This is a genomic window from Paenibacillus sp. SRL342, assembly GCF_984798905.1.
Genome location: NZ_OZ481790.1, coordinates 202,278 through 219,618, shown reverse-complemented (window position 1 = coordinate 219,618; position 17,341 = coordinate 202,278). Strand labels below are relative to the sequence as shown.

General features: G+C 34.6%; 18 protein-coding genes. 1 reads left to right on the top strand and 17 read right to left on the bottom strand.

Translation table 11 applies throughout. The features are described from left to right. Window positions 1–62 precede the first annotated feature (62 nt). The 13 genes from AC4E8D_RS01060 to AC4E8D_RS01000 all read right to left on the bottom strand — a co-directional run bounded on the left by AC4E8D_RS01060 (window position 63) and on the right by AC4E8D_RS01000 (window position 14,227). A complete protein-coding gene (locus tag AC4E8D_RS01060; RefSeq protein WP_490205743.1) occupies window positions 63–989 on the bottom strand; it encodes a metal-dependent hydrolase in 927 nt (308 codons plus the stop codon). 270 nt (window positions 990–1,259) lie between these two features. Beyond that, window positions 1,260–1,544: a hypothetical protein gene (locus tag AC4E8D_RS01055; protein ID WP_490205742.1), complete on the bottom strand. Its 285-nt coding sequence runs from the start codon at window positions 1,542–1,544 to the stop codon at window positions 1,260–1,262. Then, window positions 1,537–1,734, bottom strand: a complete 198-nt coding sequence (locus AC4E8D_RS01050; RefSeq protein WP_339181135.1) for a hypothetical protein — start codon at window positions 1,732–1,734, stop codon at window positions 1,537–1,539. The genes AC4E8D_RS01055 and AC4E8D_RS01050 overlap by 8 nt, the downstream gene beginning before the upstream one ends. 292 nt (window positions 1,735–2,026) lie before the next feature. Next, window positions 2,027–2,809 (bottom strand): hypothetical protein, encoded by a 783-nt coding sequence (locus AC4E8D_RS01045; RefSeq protein ID WP_490205741.1) that lies wholly within the window; start codon window positions 2,807–2,809, stop codon window positions 2,027–2,029. Window positions 2,810–3,008: 199 nt separating this feature from the next. Continuing rightward, window positions 3,009–5,279 carry a hypothetical protein gene (locus AC4E8D_RS01040; protein ID WP_490205740.1) on the bottom strand — a complete coding sequence of 757 codons (2,271 nt, stop codon included), beginning with the start codon at window positions 5,277–5,279 and terminating at the stop codon, window positions 3,009–3,011. A 320-nt stretch (window positions 5,280–5,599) separates the two neighbouring features. Beyond that, the gene (locus AC4E8D_RS01035; protein WP_490205739.1) at window positions 5,600–6,208 is read right to left on the bottom strand and encodes a recombinase family protein; all 609 of its coding nucleotides are present in this window, start codon (window positions 6,206–6,208) and stop codon (window positions 5,600–5,602) included. Window positions 6,209–6,388: 180 nt separating this feature from the next. Next, complete coding sequence (locus tag AC4E8D_RS01030; protein WP_490205738.1) at window positions 6,389–7,507, bottom strand: site-specific integrase; 1,119 nt, start codon at window positions 7,505–7,507, stop codon at window positions 6,389–6,391. Window positions 7,508–7,528: 21 nt separating this feature from the next. Continuing rightward, the gene (locus AC4E8D_RS01025) at window positions 7,529–7,711 is read right to left on the bottom strand and encodes a helix-turn-helix domain-containing protein (protein WP_490206456.1); all 183 of its coding nucleotides are present in this window, start codon (window positions 7,709–7,711) and stop codon (window positions 7,529–7,531) included. A gap of 218 nt (window positions 7,712–7,929) precedes the next feature. Next, window positions 7,930–9,534 carry a DNA primase family protein gene (locus AC4E8D_RS01020; RefSeq protein ID WP_490205737.1) on the bottom strand — a complete coding sequence of 535 codons (1,605 nt, stop codon included), beginning with the start codon at window positions 9,532–9,534 and terminating at the stop codon, window positions 7,930–7,932. Beyond that, on the bottom strand, window positions 9,535–10,068 hold the full coding sequence (locus tag AC4E8D_RS01015) for a hypothetical protein (RefSeq protein WP_490205736.1): 534 nt from the start codon (window positions 10,066–10,068) through the stop codon (window positions 9,535–9,537). A 154-nt stretch (window positions 10,069–10,222) separates the two neighbouring features. Then, window positions 10,223–11,434 (bottom strand): hypothetical protein, encoded by a 1,212-nt coding sequence (locus AC4E8D_RS01010; RefSeq protein WP_490205735.1) that lies wholly within the window; start codon window positions 11,432–11,434, stop codon window positions 10,223–10,225. A 188-nt stretch (window positions 11,435–11,622) separates the two neighbouring features. Continuing rightward, window positions 11,623–12,687, bottom strand: coding sequence for a copper amine oxidase N-terminal domain-containing protein (locus AC4E8D_RS01005; protein WP_490205734.1), 1,065 nt, complete (start codon window positions 12,685–12,687; stop codon window positions 11,623–11,625). A 46-nt stretch (window positions 12,688–12,733) separates the two neighbouring features. Further along, window positions 12,734–14,227 carry a hypothetical protein gene (locus AC4E8D_RS01000; RefSeq protein ID WP_490205733.1) on the bottom strand — a complete coding sequence of 498 codons (1,494 nt, stop codon included), beginning with the start codon at window positions 14,225–14,227 and terminating at the stop codon, window positions 12,734–12,736. A 333-nt stretch (window positions 14,228–14,560) separates the two neighbouring features. On the opposite strand from AC4E8D_RS01000, the gene AC4E8D_RS00995 reads away from it, so the two are divergent. Then, on the top strand, window positions 14,561–14,896 hold the full coding sequence (locus tag AC4E8D_RS00995) for a helix-turn-helix domain-containing protein (RefSeq protein WP_490205732.1): 336 nt from the start codon (window positions 14,561–14,563) through the stop codon (window positions 14,894–14,896). A gap of 244 nt (window positions 14,897–15,140) precedes the next feature. Here AC4E8D_RS00995 and AC4E8D_RS00990 read toward each other — a convergent pair whose 3' ends face one another. The 4 genes from AC4E8D_RS00990 to AC4E8D_RS00975 all read right to left on the bottom strand — a co-directional run bounded on the left by AC4E8D_RS00990 (window position 15,141) and on the right by AC4E8D_RS00975 (window position 17,296). After that, complete coding sequence (locus AC4E8D_RS00990; protein WP_490205731.1) at window positions 15,141–15,299, bottom strand: hypothetical protein; 159 nt, start codon at window positions 15,297–15,299, stop codon at window positions 15,141–15,143. 4 nt (window positions 15,300–15,303) lie between these two features. Then, the gene (locus AC4E8D_RS00985; RefSeq protein ID WP_490205730.1) at window positions 15,304–15,492 is read right to left on the bottom strand and encodes a hypothetical protein; all 189 of its coding nucleotides are present in this window, start codon (window positions 15,490–15,492) and stop codon (window positions 15,304–15,306) included. Window positions 15,493–15,529: 37 nt separating this feature from the next. Further along, on the bottom strand, window positions 15,530–16,126 hold the full coding sequence (locus AC4E8D_RS00980; protein WP_490205729.1) for a JAB domain-containing protein: 597 nt from the start codon (window positions 16,124–16,126) through the stop codon (window positions 15,530–15,532). Between the two features lie 69 nt (window positions 16,127–16,195). Continuing rightward, the gene (locus AC4E8D_RS00975; protein WP_490205728.1) at window positions 16,196–17,296 is read right to left on the bottom strand and encodes a DNA cytosine methyltransferase; all 1,101 of its coding nucleotides are present in this window, start codon (window positions 17,294–17,296) and stop codon (window positions 16,196–16,198) included. Window positions 17,297–17,341: the final 45 nt, after the last annotated feature.

Genomic DNA, 17,341 nt, shown 5'->3' with positions numbered 1-17,341 from the left:
ATCATAAACAGAAAAACCACCAACCAGAACGCTGGTTGATGGTGGATAGAAACTGTAGAAAACTATTGCGGTATAACTTCTTCCCACTGACCATTGGTGGTTTCTTTGTAGGTAAGAAGGTTTCCATCATACTTTCCCTGAATAAAGTTAGAACCCGCTTCTTTCCATTCCTTAGTAACAGATATCACAACTTTAGAATCCTGTAAATTTATTGAAACATACTTTCCTCTTGATAAATTTATCTCAAAGGCTACTGGATAAAAATCGTACCAGAATAGTTTGTCTGATTTCTCTCCCAGTATACCCGCATCACCACCTTTAGAGAAATGAGGACTGATGACTCGAAACCTGAACTCTAACCACTTTCTGGGATCTAAAGGAAATTCATAATGACTATCGGGCTCCACTATAATATATGACTTTTCAGGAACTGGGTGTTGAACTTGAACTTTGTGCTCGATTATTTCTTTTGATATTATTCGAAAAACTAAATATACCAATATGAATAGTATCGAAGTAATTACAGGTAATTTAGACTTGTTCCTCAAAAAAACACTCAATCCAAGACCAATAATTAACGGAAACCATATCCATGGATCTCCCAATGTAATGGCTTCCATAATATATGATTTATCGCTAAGGGGATAGAATGCTGGTAAATCATGTCCCATATAGTCTAAAAATAAGTGTCCAAACAAGACAGACAAAATAGAAGATCCCCAGATTAATTTGAAACTTGTCTTTTTATAGAACAGTTTTGTCAAATAGGCTATTCCTAAAACTAAAAAGGGTGTAAATAATACCGAATGGGACCACGGAGCTACACTTCTATCCCCAAAAATATCAGGGATTATTCCACACAATGCACCCGAACATAGACATATCATAAGATCTTTCCATGTATTCCTTGGCAAAAAGCAGTATGCAATTACCGCCCCAAGAAGAGCATGTGATAGAACATGAAAAAACAAATATAAATACGGATCCAAAATAACTACTCCTTTACTCTGTTAGCATCAACAATATGATATTTAATGTTAAACATTATAAATTAGTTTTTCATATAAAAGACCTGAGAGTCGAACCTCTTCCAAAGGTCTGCGGGGAGTAGTCTCCGTTTGGATGTATCCAATCTACTTTCTCTTATCATAATTCGGTCTAGTTAAAAGCAAACTTTGGATACCTGGATATGTTTCAAGCAAATATGTACCTGATAAGGTTGTCTCTTTCAAAAAGCGTTAACCGCTTTTAATAAGCAACTACACTTCTTTTGCTGTTTCCATATGTTTTAAAACAAATGATCCAGAAAATGTCGTTTCAATAGCGAAGTTTACACTACTTTTAATGAGAGATCGGATCCTTTTCACAGCTTCCCTGCCAGCAGACAGGTCAGCACTGCGCGGATTCTCTGGCTTCAACTCTCTTGCAATTTGATCCGGATCAACCAGTTCACCAAGCCACTCTCTCATTTGCATACTGAGTGTACTTTTCCCTGCTCCATTGGTTCCAGCAAACACAGTCATAACTGGTCTGATTTCACTCATGATACTCAAACTCCTGGCGTTTCCCAGTAGCATCAAATATAATTTCAAATTTATTTCCTTCAGCATCCTCACGAACGCGTTTGTTGTTCTTTATATAATAAATAGAGGCACCTGATTCTTTAGCTTGTTTCCGTGCATGTTGAATTGCCTTTTTCAAAATTTCTTGGAGCTGTTCTCGATTTTCAAACATCTTGAGTCCCCCAATCTAAATTTCTGTTTATTATATCATAAACTAAAAAACCACCAACCAGAACACTGGTTGATGGCTTTTGACTCTAATGGAGGCGAGGGGAGTCGAACCCCTGTACTATCTATTTTAACAAAGATTAATATAAACCTCTCTATCTCAAAAAACCTTATCAAACGCATTTTTTAACCTGGGTAACCTCTGTTACTTTTTAACACGTATTAAAATTAATTATCAGGTTTTCTTTTCTTTGACTACTATTGTCTACAGAAATCGGACAGGAGTTTTGAGAATGTCAATTCTCAGGAATGCTTCTATTCATATAGTTTATCAGGACTTCCTCAATCCCAATCTCACCTTGAGAATTAGACAGCGTTTCAGCTAGATGTGCCATTGCTTCATTAAGAAAGTCGTCAGCAAAAACTTCGATACCTTGCTCAGTTAGATTATTCAGTCCCTCAATGTTATCTTTTTGTTGAGTTGATATTACCGTTTGATTTAGAATAAATGCTCCAAGCCCCACTGTCATTGAAGCCAAATCAGTCTCATCTACTTCTCCAGGATAAACCTTCGACAGTACATAAAGAATACCAATAATGCTGTACCTTGAAATCATATCAATTGTTGTCTTGTTTTTTTCATCATCTTCCAAAGATAGGATTAGGGATAACACATCTGGATGTGCAAAGCTACATAAAAAACGATAAATATATTTTAGAAGGTCACTACCTTCACCTATTCTATTAATAGCATAATTAGGCCCAGGACTTCTACCAAGGATTTTAAATGCATCAGGGGATCTTCTAGAAACTGATGACTTATAATATGTATATTGATATAGTCTCGCTGCACTTTCAAATGTTACCCTTAACAGTACGGGGGTTTCTAAGTAGTAGACATTCTCTCTCAACACCTTAATACTTTTGATAGTCGAAATCATGCGCTTTATTAAAGCACTTTTATAATTATCATTATCACTTTCGTGAGTTTGCACAATTTTCAGTAATTTTTCAAGATAGTAATCAGTTGGTTCTACCTCAGTAGTTGAATAGTTTCTAAATAAATTAACCAAATCCATCAGTTCCACCCCTATAATTTAATTATAAAATTCAATAAGATTAGTGTGGGTGTTCCACACATATTTATTACTAGTTGAATTGTGATTAAAAATCCAAAAAAGGAAAGGAAGCAACTTTAAAAGTTTGCTCCCAATTGTAACAATGCTCAAACATAATATTGAATTGAATTTTTAAACGTAATTTGTATCAATTAGCGAATTACTTTTCTCCGTTTTCCTCCATTATCGACAAAGTTGTGTCAATAATATTCTCTACTACTGCCGTTTTCCCTACAAATCCATCACCAGTTAAATGCATCTTTAGATCACTTCGCAACCTGTGTTTTCTTTCATCCGTCATTGAGCACCAAATCATTTTTCGGTATTTATAGTCAGTTCTTAGCTTCAACAAAGCATAAAACTCATCTTTGAATTGAGAAATCAAGTGAAACTTTACAACATCATAAATCGTTTCAAGAAACTCTCTAATGAAATCATCCTTATCTTTATAGTTTTCATCAAGGAATATTGAAACTTGTTGCGTCTCCATCACTTTCATTATGCAACTCTTAAATTCTAGTGCTGGTTGAATTCTCCTCCATCCCTCGCGATCAGAATACATTTCTTCTATAGCTTTTTGCAGAGGACTCCAAATAAGTAGACGATACTGCAAAGGTATCATTTCTTCTATTCTTTTTTCAGTAAATTCAGTAAATATGTCCTGCATAAGACTTGTTCTATATAAGAGTTTGATAAACCCATCTTTAAATCCTTCAGGGTATCTAACTCTAGTCTCTTCAAATTTAATCGACAAAATTTTAAGCATAAGAATTTGTGGAGAATAATCCTTGAAATACGGATAAACTTGTTTCTTGTCGCATAAATAGATATTTTCATTCCCTACAATTTTACTAAGGTGCTGCTTTTCCGACACTAAGTATTCATCATCTATATGAGCCTCAAATTTTATAATATCTATGTCTTCAAGAATCTCACCGTTTAATTCTTCTTGTTCAATGTCAAAAAAGGTCTCAGCGTACCTTTCAAGACAAGTATCAATTCTACCATAGATTACTCTTGTTCTTTTGCCGTAACCCAGTGCATTAATAAACTCTACATTACCATTCAATGAATCATCTTTCTCATCCAATCTAGTGTGATATAAAATGATGTCTGGTTTATATTTTTGAAGATTACTGGAAATTTGACTTCTGACATCATTTTTTTTTTGATTCAAGCCAACTGTATCCACTACTCTTATTGTAGGAAGTTCACTTAACACATCATAGTAAGGAAGCTTAATTTCAGCAGATGCGATAAAAGGTGCAATAGTATAAAACCCTTCTACATTCGTCATGCTTTTATTGTCAAATATTACGGATAAAAATCTTTTTGTTTCAAGTTTTTCCTTCTTTGTTTCTCCAATTTCTTTAGTAATAACATAACATGTTCTTGTATTCCCACTAAGGTCTTTCATTTTAGATTCTTTAAATACTTCGTTATAATCGCTCTTGAATTTATTCATCCTTTCTTCGAGCAGATTTTTAACCTTCTCTATTGTTTCCCTCGCCTCGTTTGTCTCCATCAAAACCATTAATCTTCTATCTAATTCACCCGCTTCAACTTTGTTTTTCTCTTCATATGCGACCTTTTCTATTCCTCTTATAATTACTTCATCATATTCGCTTTTTTCATAAGATGAACTGTTTAGCAACTTCCGTTCTACGGATAAGAACATGTTTCTCAAACCACTATCAAAATCTATACGCAACTTTTCAATTTCATTCCCAATTGCTCTGTTTAAGTTAATCGTATTATCCTGTGTTTTTTTCAATCTATCTACAAGGTCTACCGTCGCCTGTTCAAAGGCATTATTTGCTTGTGGGTTATCAATTAATATGTTCCCCATTGCATTGAATGTCTCAATATATAAATCTGAAATAATATTTTCAATACCATTAATTATCTCCATACTATCCTTTAAGAAAGCATATACTTGAATTTCTGTTTCGGAGTTATTGTCGTTTAATGTTATCCCCGTTTCAAATGAGGTGGTCTCTCTTAAGCTCACTAACGGTGAAAAACACGAACGATATTCTTGTTTAACCGCACCGTTTAGAGTAAAAGATGATTTACCAGCAGTACTCACCCCCATGTTCAAAACTGTGAAACATTTTTTTAACCCTTCTACTTTCGCCTCATCAAAATCTACTATTCGAAGGGCCAATTCCAGAGATCTATTGTCGAACCTCCCCTTCAATCTGTGTTTAGTACTATACATAAGGGCATTTTCCAGAAAACTCTTTGTATACTCACCGTTAACAAGTACATTTACTTCTTCAACGATTGCTAGCGCTTTTTCTGTTGTTAATTCATCACCAAATATCTTACCTATTGCAAACTTCGAGCTTTTTCCACTCTTAGAGAATAAAATTTTGTGATACCCGTTATCCGAAATTAACGAACCACTAAATTCATCTGTACTTGTCATAAAGAGCGCTCCTTCTTATATTGACTTAATAAAACATCCAAAACTAATCTTAAATACAAGATACACAAAAAAGAAAAAACAGTCAACTTATTTCTCCTATAAAACATAATAACAAATAATATTTAAGTATTATTTTATTTAAAATGATAAATTCACATGTTTTTTTCTCCATCAAAGGTATAAGAGCGATCCTATTAAGAATAGGATCGCTCTTATGCATTACTTTCTATCCGATAAATTTCGGCTAATCAATCTTCCATGATAACAAATAAAACTTCAATTAATCTCAAATCTATATTTACATCAATTTGTCACCGAAATTACAGTTTAAACACCTCATATTCTTTAACTCTCCTATAAAACGTTCTATGTTTCATTCCTAATTTTTTCATAGCAACTGTAGCTGAGACCAATCCAGTTTTCCATTCCTGATACACTTCAACAAATGCTTCGTTGACTTCAATCTTTGGACGACCAAACTTAACCCCTTCACTTTTAGCTACTTGAATCCCCTCTGCCTGACGTTGCTTATTTTTCTTCCTTTCCTGTTCAGCTACATACGCCAGTAAACTCAAAAATTGATCCTCCATTACTTTTCCGAAATCACCCATAGTTTTGAATTTTCTTGAATCAAATAGTGTCTCGTTATCCAGGCAAACGATATCCGCTCTCACTTCACGAGTAACATACTTCCACTCATTTATGATTCCCTCATAATCACGCCCTAATCGGTCCAAAGCATCTATATAAATTAAGTCACCTTCGCGAATCATTAGACGCATAGCTTGATATTGTGGTCGATTAAAGTCTTTCCCACTTAGCCTATCAACAAATATATATCTTTCATCAATTCCAATCTCTCGAAATTTCAAAAGTTGCCTTTCTGGATTCTGATCTTTAGCTGATACTCTCCCATACGCCATCTCCAACAACTACACCCCCAAAAAATTGTGTGCCAAAATATATACGCCATCCGTGGCACATGCCAAAAGTAAATTATCGATATTTTGGCACGTTAAGAAACCTCCTTTTGGAACGTGCCAAAACGCATGCTTTAAGACACACAAAAGAAAGCAGTACTGATTCCCTTTTGTGTGTCTATTTTCATATCACCGACCCCTTAATGCATCACTCATTAGGTTTAATGTATCCTTGTGAGTTTTATCAAATACATGAGTATATATTTTATTAGTAGTGCCTATGTCGGAGTGACCCAATGCTTCAGAAATTGATTTTAAGTCCACTCCCTCATTGTGTAGCACACTCGCGAACGAATGTCTAAGATCATGAAGACGAATTTTAGGAAATTCACTTTTTTCAAGAAAGTCCTTGAACTGCTCTGTGACTGAGTTCACACGATATGGCTTTCCATTATCATGACAGTAGAGGTAACCAGATTTATCATACTCAGTTCCAAACAATATCTTCATTCCCTCATGTTTAGCTTTTAAATTTGATAGTAAACAGTGAAGGTCATCACTCATATGAAGTGATCGCCTGCTTTTATCTGTCTTTGGTAGTTTTGTTATCACCTTGTTACCTGCACTTGTACGAACCTCTTCAATATGAATTTTCCTTTGATCCAGGTCAACATAATCCCATCTAAGGCCAACGATTTCTTCCCTTCTTAGCCCCAAATGTATAGCTAGGTTAACTGGAACCTCCAATCTTGTATTCTTTACCTTTTCCAGCAGTACAAAGAGTTGTTCTTTAGTATAAGCTTTCCCTTCGAATCTTTTCTTTTTTGGTAAAGATACAGCATCAGCCACATTCCTATGGACTAATTGCTGTTTCAAAGCATAATCCAGAGTCTTACGAATGAGTGCGTGATGTTTATGCACTGTATTTGGTGATAAATCTTTATCCTCCATAAGAGCTTTATAATATTGTTGAATGTGTCCCGGCTGGAGCTTTTGCAGTTCAAGAATTTTGAAAAAAGGAGCTATGTGCTTATTTAGAATATTCAGATACCCATAAATCGTAGTCTCCTCACAATTGTACCTCACATAGTTATCCATCCAATGATGGATTGTCTCTACAAAAGTCATCCCACTACTCATTACCATAAGATTACGGCTTTGATTATACTCAAACTCGTTAAGGAGCTTTTCAGCTTCCTTTTTTGATTGAACTGTAACGTATTCTCTTAATCTCTTACCGTTTAAATCTTTACCTAACTCAAATGTAACTCTATATCTGTTTCCTATCTTTGAGATACTACCAGCCACTCTAGATTCCCCCTGACGTTATTAAGATACTGAATTTTGCTCAATCCAAAGATTAAGTCCTTTTACAGGTATGAGAATTTTCCTACCCACTATGACCTTGGGAAACCCCTCCTTCTTAACCAGACTGTATAACGAATTTCTTCCAAGTGGTAATATTTCATAAAGCTCATCAATTGTGTAAAACAATTTTTCAAAATTGACCATTTTTACCATCTCCATTTAATAATATATTAATAAAAAAGCGGGAAATACCATGCTTTTTAATCCAAATCAAAGTATTGAATCGCTTCATAATCCTAAATTTCCAATGTCGTAGCTACTCTATGAGACACATTGTAGACTGTAAGTTCTACGTGAAAAACGTCTTAGAACTATGCTGTGTAAGGCTTTGCTGGTAGTCGTAGCTACTGTAGCCTGTATTTTTATGAATCCTTTAGCATAATGCCTCGAAATCCCGCTAATGGTGTGGTTCCGTCTATGCGGAACTTCCCTGGTTCTACTCCAGTTTTCACAACTTCGTTAAAGAACTCCCTTGGACTCATAGCCTTCGACTGATTATTTTTGCAGTAACTAATGTAAGCATCGTACAACACTTTTCTATGAGTTTTAAGTTCTCTATCACCTACATCGATCAAGCAACAGTCTTCTACAAACCCTGTAATTCCCGACTCAAGTATGAATTGCTTTTTAAAATCTATAGCATCACTACTCTCTGTGAAGATAAAGTTCCGCTGCTTCAACCTTTTTAGCCCTTCAAGAGCCCAGAGTATAATATAAGACTTTTCTTCTAAAATTTTTTCTAACAGGTCTTTATCCCGTCTCTCCTCTGGTATTGAATGGTTAAATATTATAAACAACATTCTGTCTGTTAACGCCCCTGTCGTATCCACTTTACTTAAACTAGGCATGTGATTTCCTGCCGCTACAATCTTTGTTTTACTATAAAAGTAAAAGGGATCTTTACCCTTTTTTTCTGCGGCAATTAAGTCTCCACCAGTTAAGGCTTTAATAACATCGACACCTTTAAAACTTCCCTCCTCATTCATCTCAGGAGAGATATTTAATTTGGATTTGAATAACTCAGCTGCCATAAATCGATTAGCCCCAAGTTGTTTGAGAGTAACCGCTGTAGTGAAGCTTTCACCGATTAAACTTCTCCAGATTCCTAACCATAAAGATTTGCCTGAATGGGCTTTTCCTAACAAAATGAAAAACTTCTTTGCGTTGCAGTAATTGCTAAGAATATACCCAGTAATCTCTTGAAGAGTCCTTTGCTTATCAATATTGCCTTCAGTACAATCATTAAGAAACTCATCAAAGTAGTTAGCATATTCGTAATAATTATTTGCTAGTCTTTCCTCATAGTATCCATCAATGAAAGTAGTAAATAGATAATCCGAATGGTGTTCCTGGAAACTATTATCCTCCAAGTTATAAACACCATTTCTAAAATTAATCAGATGACTGTACCTGTTGAATTTTTTACCTTCTATCTGTAACTCGGGATTACTTTCTATTCGATGTATCACTTCAATCATTCTGTTTTTATTCATCTTTTTATCAACGTCAGTAGGAATGTTTCTTCGAATATGAATTGCCAATTGCAATTCTGTCACCTCTTGAAAATATCCGTACAAATCATTATATACGTATATTTTTTTATCACTACACTTTATGATAAGTTTTTTAACAATTTCAGTCGCTACCTTATAAGTAACATCGTCACCTCTATTCTGATATAGACGATGGTCTGGTATGTCACTGATCTGATTGTTACTGACATGACTGTCATTATCTTTAACGAGATGCGATATAGACTGCCCCTTTCCTAAACTCTTGGTATTGTCTAGGTTGAACTCTTCTTCATCACTAAATTTCTGTATAAAAACTTCTGATGGTACACTTTCCTTTCTAACTACTCTTACATAGTTATTATCCAATGTTTCATTTCTTTCCAAATACCCTGAACTAACAGTTCTCATGGTGTTAGAGATATCGAGACTAAAATGATTTTTCTTTTGACTCATTTAATTGACCCCCACTTGGTTTTTTAGATTTTCGTAAAAAGAAGAGAATCGATTATTCATCATACTAAAAGCAATTACTCTTAACTTATCTCTTAAATTTGCTGCTGTTACAAACATATGACTAATCTTTTGTTCAAGGCTTCCATCATAAATTGTTAGTTGAAGAAACTCTGCACATTCAACCATTACGACCATAAATATATTGTTAGAATCATCATCGTTCTTCAGCTTTAAATACCTATCATTTTGAACAACATGTAATTTTATATCTTTTTTTCTGCAATCGAAAGTAACCCTTAAAAAGTCACCTTCATCAACGCCCTGAGACCAATAGGAATTAGATTGATGTGTCATTATAACCTTATTGTCACCCTCTACCAATCCAATGAATAAATGTCCTTGGGCTAAGACACAATCATTGATATACATCATTGATTTCTCCTTTTCAATCATGTGACACTGGATATCATCTCGATCAATTCTCTTATTGTCGAATAGTTTAATTTCGTTCTCATGTACATTTGGTATTTTCATCTTTTACAAACCCCTCTCAATTTGTCTTAGCAACTTACAAATTGGAGTATACCCTATCATTTTTAACTGTAAGAAAGGTAAAATCATTTTTTATACACTAAAAAATAAGAAGGGAAATACACTAATTATTGTTAATTAGTGTATTAGAAAATACTTAATCTTTCATACCTAATGTTGTAGTAATAAACGAGTTATATGCTGTTATAGTTAAAAGATCTAAAATATCATTTTTTTCCTTACCAGTTTTGAATATCGTCTCAACGTATGTGGAGATATCATCCAATACGATATTATCAATAGTTTCTAAATCATTTCTAATCAATTTTATATTATAAGGAACTCTCGTAAGCATTTTATCGTTTATAGAGCCAAGTCTTATACTCCTAATATACTCAGTATATTCATGGATTAAATTATTTCCCCAAACATCACTCATTTTTATGAATTCATAAAGGAACGCAGAAGAACCTATATCTGTGTAATCTTTCTCTGACTTCAAATAAAAATTATCTAAGATTTCTTCTTTAATAAACTCTTTTAGTAATGGCAATATAAAATATCTAATTTTCATTAAAACTAGAACAAATAATTCTAAGTAATCTAAACCATTTTCTTTTATTGAATTTAGAATCTCTCCCCTTAGAAAGGGGGATTCAATGATAAATACAGAAGCTAAGGCTCTCATTTTCACTTTTTTTTCTGGATCATTTTCATCAATTTCATTAAATATTGAAAGAAGATCCAGGCCTAAGAATACACCAGTATCTGATTCAAATGCGTAGATCTCATCTAAAACTGATATGTCTTCTAACTTACATAACATCCTTAAAAAAGATTCTGTATTGTCTTTAATTAGTGTTAAATCAGATTGGGTTAGTCGTATAGAATTCATAATTTTCTTCAAAGGTTTTTTATGACGTATACATGTATTTACATAAACGTTATATATCGAGCCATTTTTCACAATTTTATTCCCTTGCATTAGTTTTATAATATCTCTATGTATGTATACATCACTACCCCATATCTCAGTTAGATATTCCTGGATAATATCCCCGTAAACTTCGCTGTAATCATCTACAGAAGTAAATAGAAGATCATCATATACATCTGCTTCATCGAAATCATCAATTTCGTGTATGTTTTCGTGTGCTAGCAATTCTTTTTCCGTACTTTTTTTCAACATAAAAATAGCACTTTTAATTAATGACAATTTAAATTTCTGATTATCTAGATCCAAAACACCCAATATACGATTTACTTCATTTCCAAAACGAATAGAATGTATCAAGGTATTTAGATCTTTGGGCTTTTGCTCACTCCCTAGTTCTAACTTGAATTCCAAAACTGACATAAGAAGTTTCATAGAAGTTGCATCATATCGTAGCAATTTTATTCATCCGTTCTTTTTTTAACAAAAAATATATCATTGCCTTCAAAGACCAGCTAGACATTATTTGGAGATAAACTCTCAATCAACTATGAAAACCACAAAAAAAGGTGTTCAGAAAGAACACCTCTTAAGTACATCAAAGCTTCAAACTTTATATTTTTCTATCCAGCCGCTCCAGCGTTTTGTCCTAAGCTCATATTAGGAATCATTTTCTCAAGGAAATAATAATACGCTTCATCATCTAATTTTTGATATGCATCATAAATATCTTGAGTAAAATTGATAGAATATACCTTATTTCCAACAAAGGCCATAAGTGTTGTAGAATCACTACTCACTCCTGAGTCATAAAAACGTTCCTCAACAATATACGCACTCTCAGCTCCTTTTACAGATACTTTTTTTAAACTTGATAGAGTCCCGCTGTATGTCATACCTAAAAGTTCTAAGAAGTCCTCCCCTTTGATTCCATCATAATTTTCCCATACGGTTCCAATAATTGAAGCATTATCGGTATAGTAGAATATCGTATAATAATCAACATCGACCTTACCTTCAATTTCATCTGCTCCTGAAATAACTCCTTTTCCGAAAGGTATTACTACAGGAGTTCCCCATGAATTAAGAAATGTTGTTTTGTAGGAGTAATATTGCTTTCCTCCATCATAGTAAATGCCCTCCTTATTATTTTGCTTTCCAATATGCTGGCCTGCATACCAAGGAGTATAGCCTTCAGTTTTCTCCATCAAACTAATGAATGAGCTGGCTCCATGCCAAGTAACAACAATTTTAAACTGCTCTAAGAACCTCAGAGGAACAACAGCGGTTCCATTAATAACGGTAGGTGCCACAGAAAGCGATACTGGTTTCCCGTTTACTTGTGCTTTTAAATTATCGGGTTTCAGTACCGCAGTACTGCCCTTGTACTGCAATGTAATTTCCTTACTAACGCTGTTCCATCCACTTTTCCCACCAAAAAGCTTCATCACACTGGCTACTGGCAAGTAAGTTGAACCATTCTTAATGATAGGAGTACTACCACGCTTATCAAGCTCTTGATTTTGACCATTAACGATAACATTATTAGAGCCGACATGAAGAACAACATGAACTGGAATACTATCGACACTTTCTGCACGAGCTATGTTTGTGTTTACTGAAAAGTTAAACACCATAAAACTTAGTGTCAATATAGATACAATAGCTCTCCTAAATGTGAGTTTCATTTTTACCCCCTGAGTATATAAGCATTGTCTACACATCATCAATTAATTAAAGATACTTAAGAATACGGCTGGTGCTTTGGCTTATCAATCTTTTAAGTCTATCTTGCTCCTTCATCAACTCTTTTACCTGATAGTATTTATCATAATCCGTCTGAGATATTTCCCGGTATATAGGGTACTCCTTCTCAAACCCTCTGTTATCTACAAGTTTAGTTACTCCATTAGGCACTACGCTTGTTTCATAGATTCCTTCTCCAGATAAATTAGAGCCTTCGCTCAATCGCAAAACAGCTCCCCACTCCTCGGAAGCAGAGTAACCAAATAGTTCAGAGTAAGAATAGCTAGAGATATAATAACTGTCTGAATAATTTCCATTGGAGATTGTGAGATCCCCAATCTTGGTATCCGCATCCTTAATTCTGTAACCGATATATCCTTTTATTGTCTGTATTTCAGATTCATCCTTTATAGCACCGTAAAACAGCCGTGGATGTTCCTTTTGGAAATTTACAAAGTCTTTGTTTGCTTTAATTAATTTTTGGGTCTCATCAACAATAATACCAACATTGCTGTCTTTGAGTCCCGTAATTCCATTTATAAAATTTATCTTATCGTATAATTTCTCCAGCTTATCAACTTTTGGACTAGTATATAAATCCTTGTTTTCTTGAAAAATCTGAATGTATTTTTCTTTCGTGCGTTCTTCAATGTATTTCTTTATTTCTAAATTTTCTGATGAATTATATATCTCCAGAAGCTTCTCAGTTTTCTCCTTTTTTAGACTCTTGTCGATTTCCTTTATAGTTTTCTGATAAGTATCTTCTGGCTCTGAATTAAATAAATTGCTGAACCAATTAGAAAAAGATGATTCATTATCTGTGTTATCTTTTATTTCACTAGTGTTATTCATCTCAACAGGTTGTTGCTCTGGTAATACTTCTTCTTGCTCTGTTTGATTTCCCACTGTACTTACAGTTTCTTCATCCTCCGCCTGTTGCTCTAATTGTTTATCCAATGTACTTATGCTTTTTTCTTTAGTGGCCTTTCCTTCTAATTCTAATTGGATCTTTTCTTCTTTTGCTAGAGCGACTTGCTTTTCAGCTTCTCTTTTTTCCTTATCTTTTTGTACTTGGATAGCCTTATCCTTACGTTGCTCCTCTTGTTTAGCAATGAATTCAGGTGAGTGCATACCGTCTAGAGCTGCCATGCTAGAAAACAATCCTGTTAGCACTATTACTAACGACAATATCCATGCCATTATTTTCTTAATTACAGTGCCGTTACTAAATAGAGGTAATTTATTTTTTATATTCCCTAAATTTGATATAAGTACAAACGGAATAAAAACAAGGAATACAAATATGACAAACCCCTGCCACCTTGAGACGGTATTATCCAAAGCCGATACTGTCGAATCTCCAGTCCCTATGAGTACAATAGCTAAAAGAACTATGCAAACATATAGAATTATCGATACAATCTTCTTCCATCTTTTGTTGGATCTGAATCCTGGTAATTGAGAAACTATTTTCTTAACCAAATGAATACCTCCATAGAATCCTCATTAATAATTTGGATTTCTCTATCCTGTCACTGCTATGTATGAGATTGTCCTCCCTCCTAACATAAAGGAATAAAGCTAGAAACCAGCATATAAATGCCTGATCATCTTCTAGCAAGATGTCAAAACTATAATATATAAATTAATAGTGTTTCAGTACGTACTAGACTTACAGATATTAAAAGATCTAGTCCTATAGATGCACTAATTATACGAAATTAAAAGCTTATAGTAAATATTTAAAAAGCTTATGGTTTGTTATGTTTCCTCCTCATTTTATCTACTGTTGTATTGAGAGGGGCTGAAACAAAAATGGATTACGAGCTTTTGGGAAAGAGAATTCGTGAAGAAAGAAAAAGACTTAATCTTACTCAAGAAAAGCTGGCAGAAAAAATAGATTTATCTGAAGCGTATATTGGTCAAATCGAAAGAGGGGAACGAATTCTGTCCCTTGACACGCTGTTAAAAATCACGGATCAATTTGGCGTAACAGTTGATTATCTTCTAAATAATTCAATAGATTTGAACGATGACCAATTCTTGAATCAACTTAAAAAAATCATGATAGATCGTTCAACTAAAGAGAAAAAAATGATATTAGATGTCCTTAGAGTAATGCTGACACATGTCGATGAGTTACAAGAGTAACAAGTCAATTCAGAAGCATATATTTCTATATAAAGTTATCTGTAATTTTGGTCAAGATAATATGTAATAATAATACAGCATCATACAATTATAGGTAATAAGAACCACTACATCAACTCTTTTATGCATAATTATTATCAAACTAAATTCTGTTTATAGATAACTATCCCCTATTGTTAGATAACAATATCCAAAAAAAAGAGAGTTGCCTAATCGACATAGAAACTCTCTTATGACTATTCTATTATTTCCTCTTCACTTCGGAAATTTTACTTCGATTGTGTTCATCAGCATACTTCTCGTGCAAATCTTTTGCAGTTTTGAGTACGTCGAATCCATTTTCCAACGTTTTGATAATGGCATCAGATGCCGCATTTTGTGCTTGTTTCCAACGATTAATCAATTTATCACTCTCCTGTTTTTTTAGACTTGGTTGCAACTGATATACCTGCGCCAGCCCCCAAGATGTAACCTAGTGCTGTTCCAGCTCCAGGTAAAACCAGCGTCCCAACAGCTGCACCTGTGGCCCCACCAACCAATGTCCCTGATGCCACATTTAATGTCTCTACAATTACTGATACAGGCCTTTTAATCAAGTTTCCTCACCTCCTTTCCATAAAACAAAAGAACACGTCACATATGTCCGTGTTCCTTCAAGCTATAATATCGATTTTCTCCAATAATTATATGATCCAACACGTCGATACCAATGACATTTCCTGCCTCAACCAATCGCTTTGTTGTTTGAATATCTTCTTGAGAAGGTGTAGGATCTCCACTAGGATGATTGTGAACACAAATAAGAGAAGCACTACAATGCCTGATCGCTGCATTGAATACTTCTCTAGGATGTACGATAGATGCGTTTAGTGTGCCGACTGAGACAACCTCTTTATGAATAAGCTGATTCTTACTATTCAACAACAGGCATACAAAACTCTCTCTATTCAGAAACTTATACTCAACACCTAAATAATTAAAAATATCGATCGGTTTACGAAATGTAAACAGTTGCTCCTCAGGGGATATCATTTCTTCAACAAGTTTCACAATAGCTAATATTTTCTTTACTGTTAGCATATCGGCGCTTGTTGCTTGTAACAACTGTTTTTCTGTAACGTTCATTAGTAGTGCTTTTGTAGGCAGTACTCTAGATACATTATTGATAAGTTCACATTCTTCCTCTTCTCCAAGAGAAATAGCAAGTAAACTTTTCAGGACTGAATTCATTTGAACCCTCCTCCAAAACGCGTTAAATAAAAAGGGACATGACCCAAAGAGCTAGGTCATGTCCTATTATCATACCTCTATAGTATTTAGATTAAGAAGCTCATCAATATTCCACTTAGGGGCTGTAAAGTCGTATGGTACACCAGCATATGTTTTCAAGACTGCTTCAATAATAATTCGTGCCCCCTCAGGAGGAACAGCCATTCCTACTTGTTGGCGAACTTTGTCTTTTGGCCCCTTAAATTCGAAAGAGTCAGGAAAAGACTGAAGTCGAGCGCGTTCTCTATTTGTTAATGCACGTGGTTCTTCCCAGTGATACATATGAGTACCACCACCTCCGCTACCAGTGACTGTATAAGATGGTGAGACTGTATCAAGTCTACGATAAATTTGACTCATCCTAGCCCCCCTTACATTCAACCTTAAATGTTCAGGGACACCTTCATACCATGCATTTTGTCCAGGTGGGATAGATTCTAGAAACTCTATTACCTTTTTTGTATGCTTGGGCATATCGTGATTCAAAGCCTCATCAGGTATTGGTGGATCCGTTATTGCTTCGTACGCAGTTTTAAAAGGGAATTGACGACCTGGACCATGAGTTGGCGCAGGTACTTTAAACTGTACATTTAAATCATTTCTAAAACCTACAATTAAAATGCGCTGTCTAGACTGTGGGACACCGTAGGTAGCAAAGTTGTACAAATGAGGAGTTATTCGATAACCAGCTTCCATCATCTCTCTTAAAATCTGCTTAAATGCTTGTCCTTCATTTGCACTTTGCAGACCACCCACATTTTCTGCAATAAACCATTTTGGTTGATACTTTTTTAGAACCTTGATCCCATAGGTGTATAAAGGTCCGAATTCACCATTAAATCCCTTTTTCTCACCAACAACACTAAAATCATTGCATGGAAAACCATATATGAAAGCATCAATATCACTTAAACTATTTAAGTCTAATTCAACTACATCTCCATGATATACAGTCTCTGGTTTATCCGGACAGATGTTATGTCTATAGGTTTCGCAAGCACTGATATCGTAATCATTGGACCATGCATGTTCAATTGAGTATATTTCACCATTTGCTTCTACTTTGGCATTTTTTGCAGCCCACGCGAAGCCGCCCGGGCCATTAAATAACTCGCCCTTTTTAAAAATCAAGATACATCCCTCCTGCCAACTTAGATTATCGTATTATACCATACT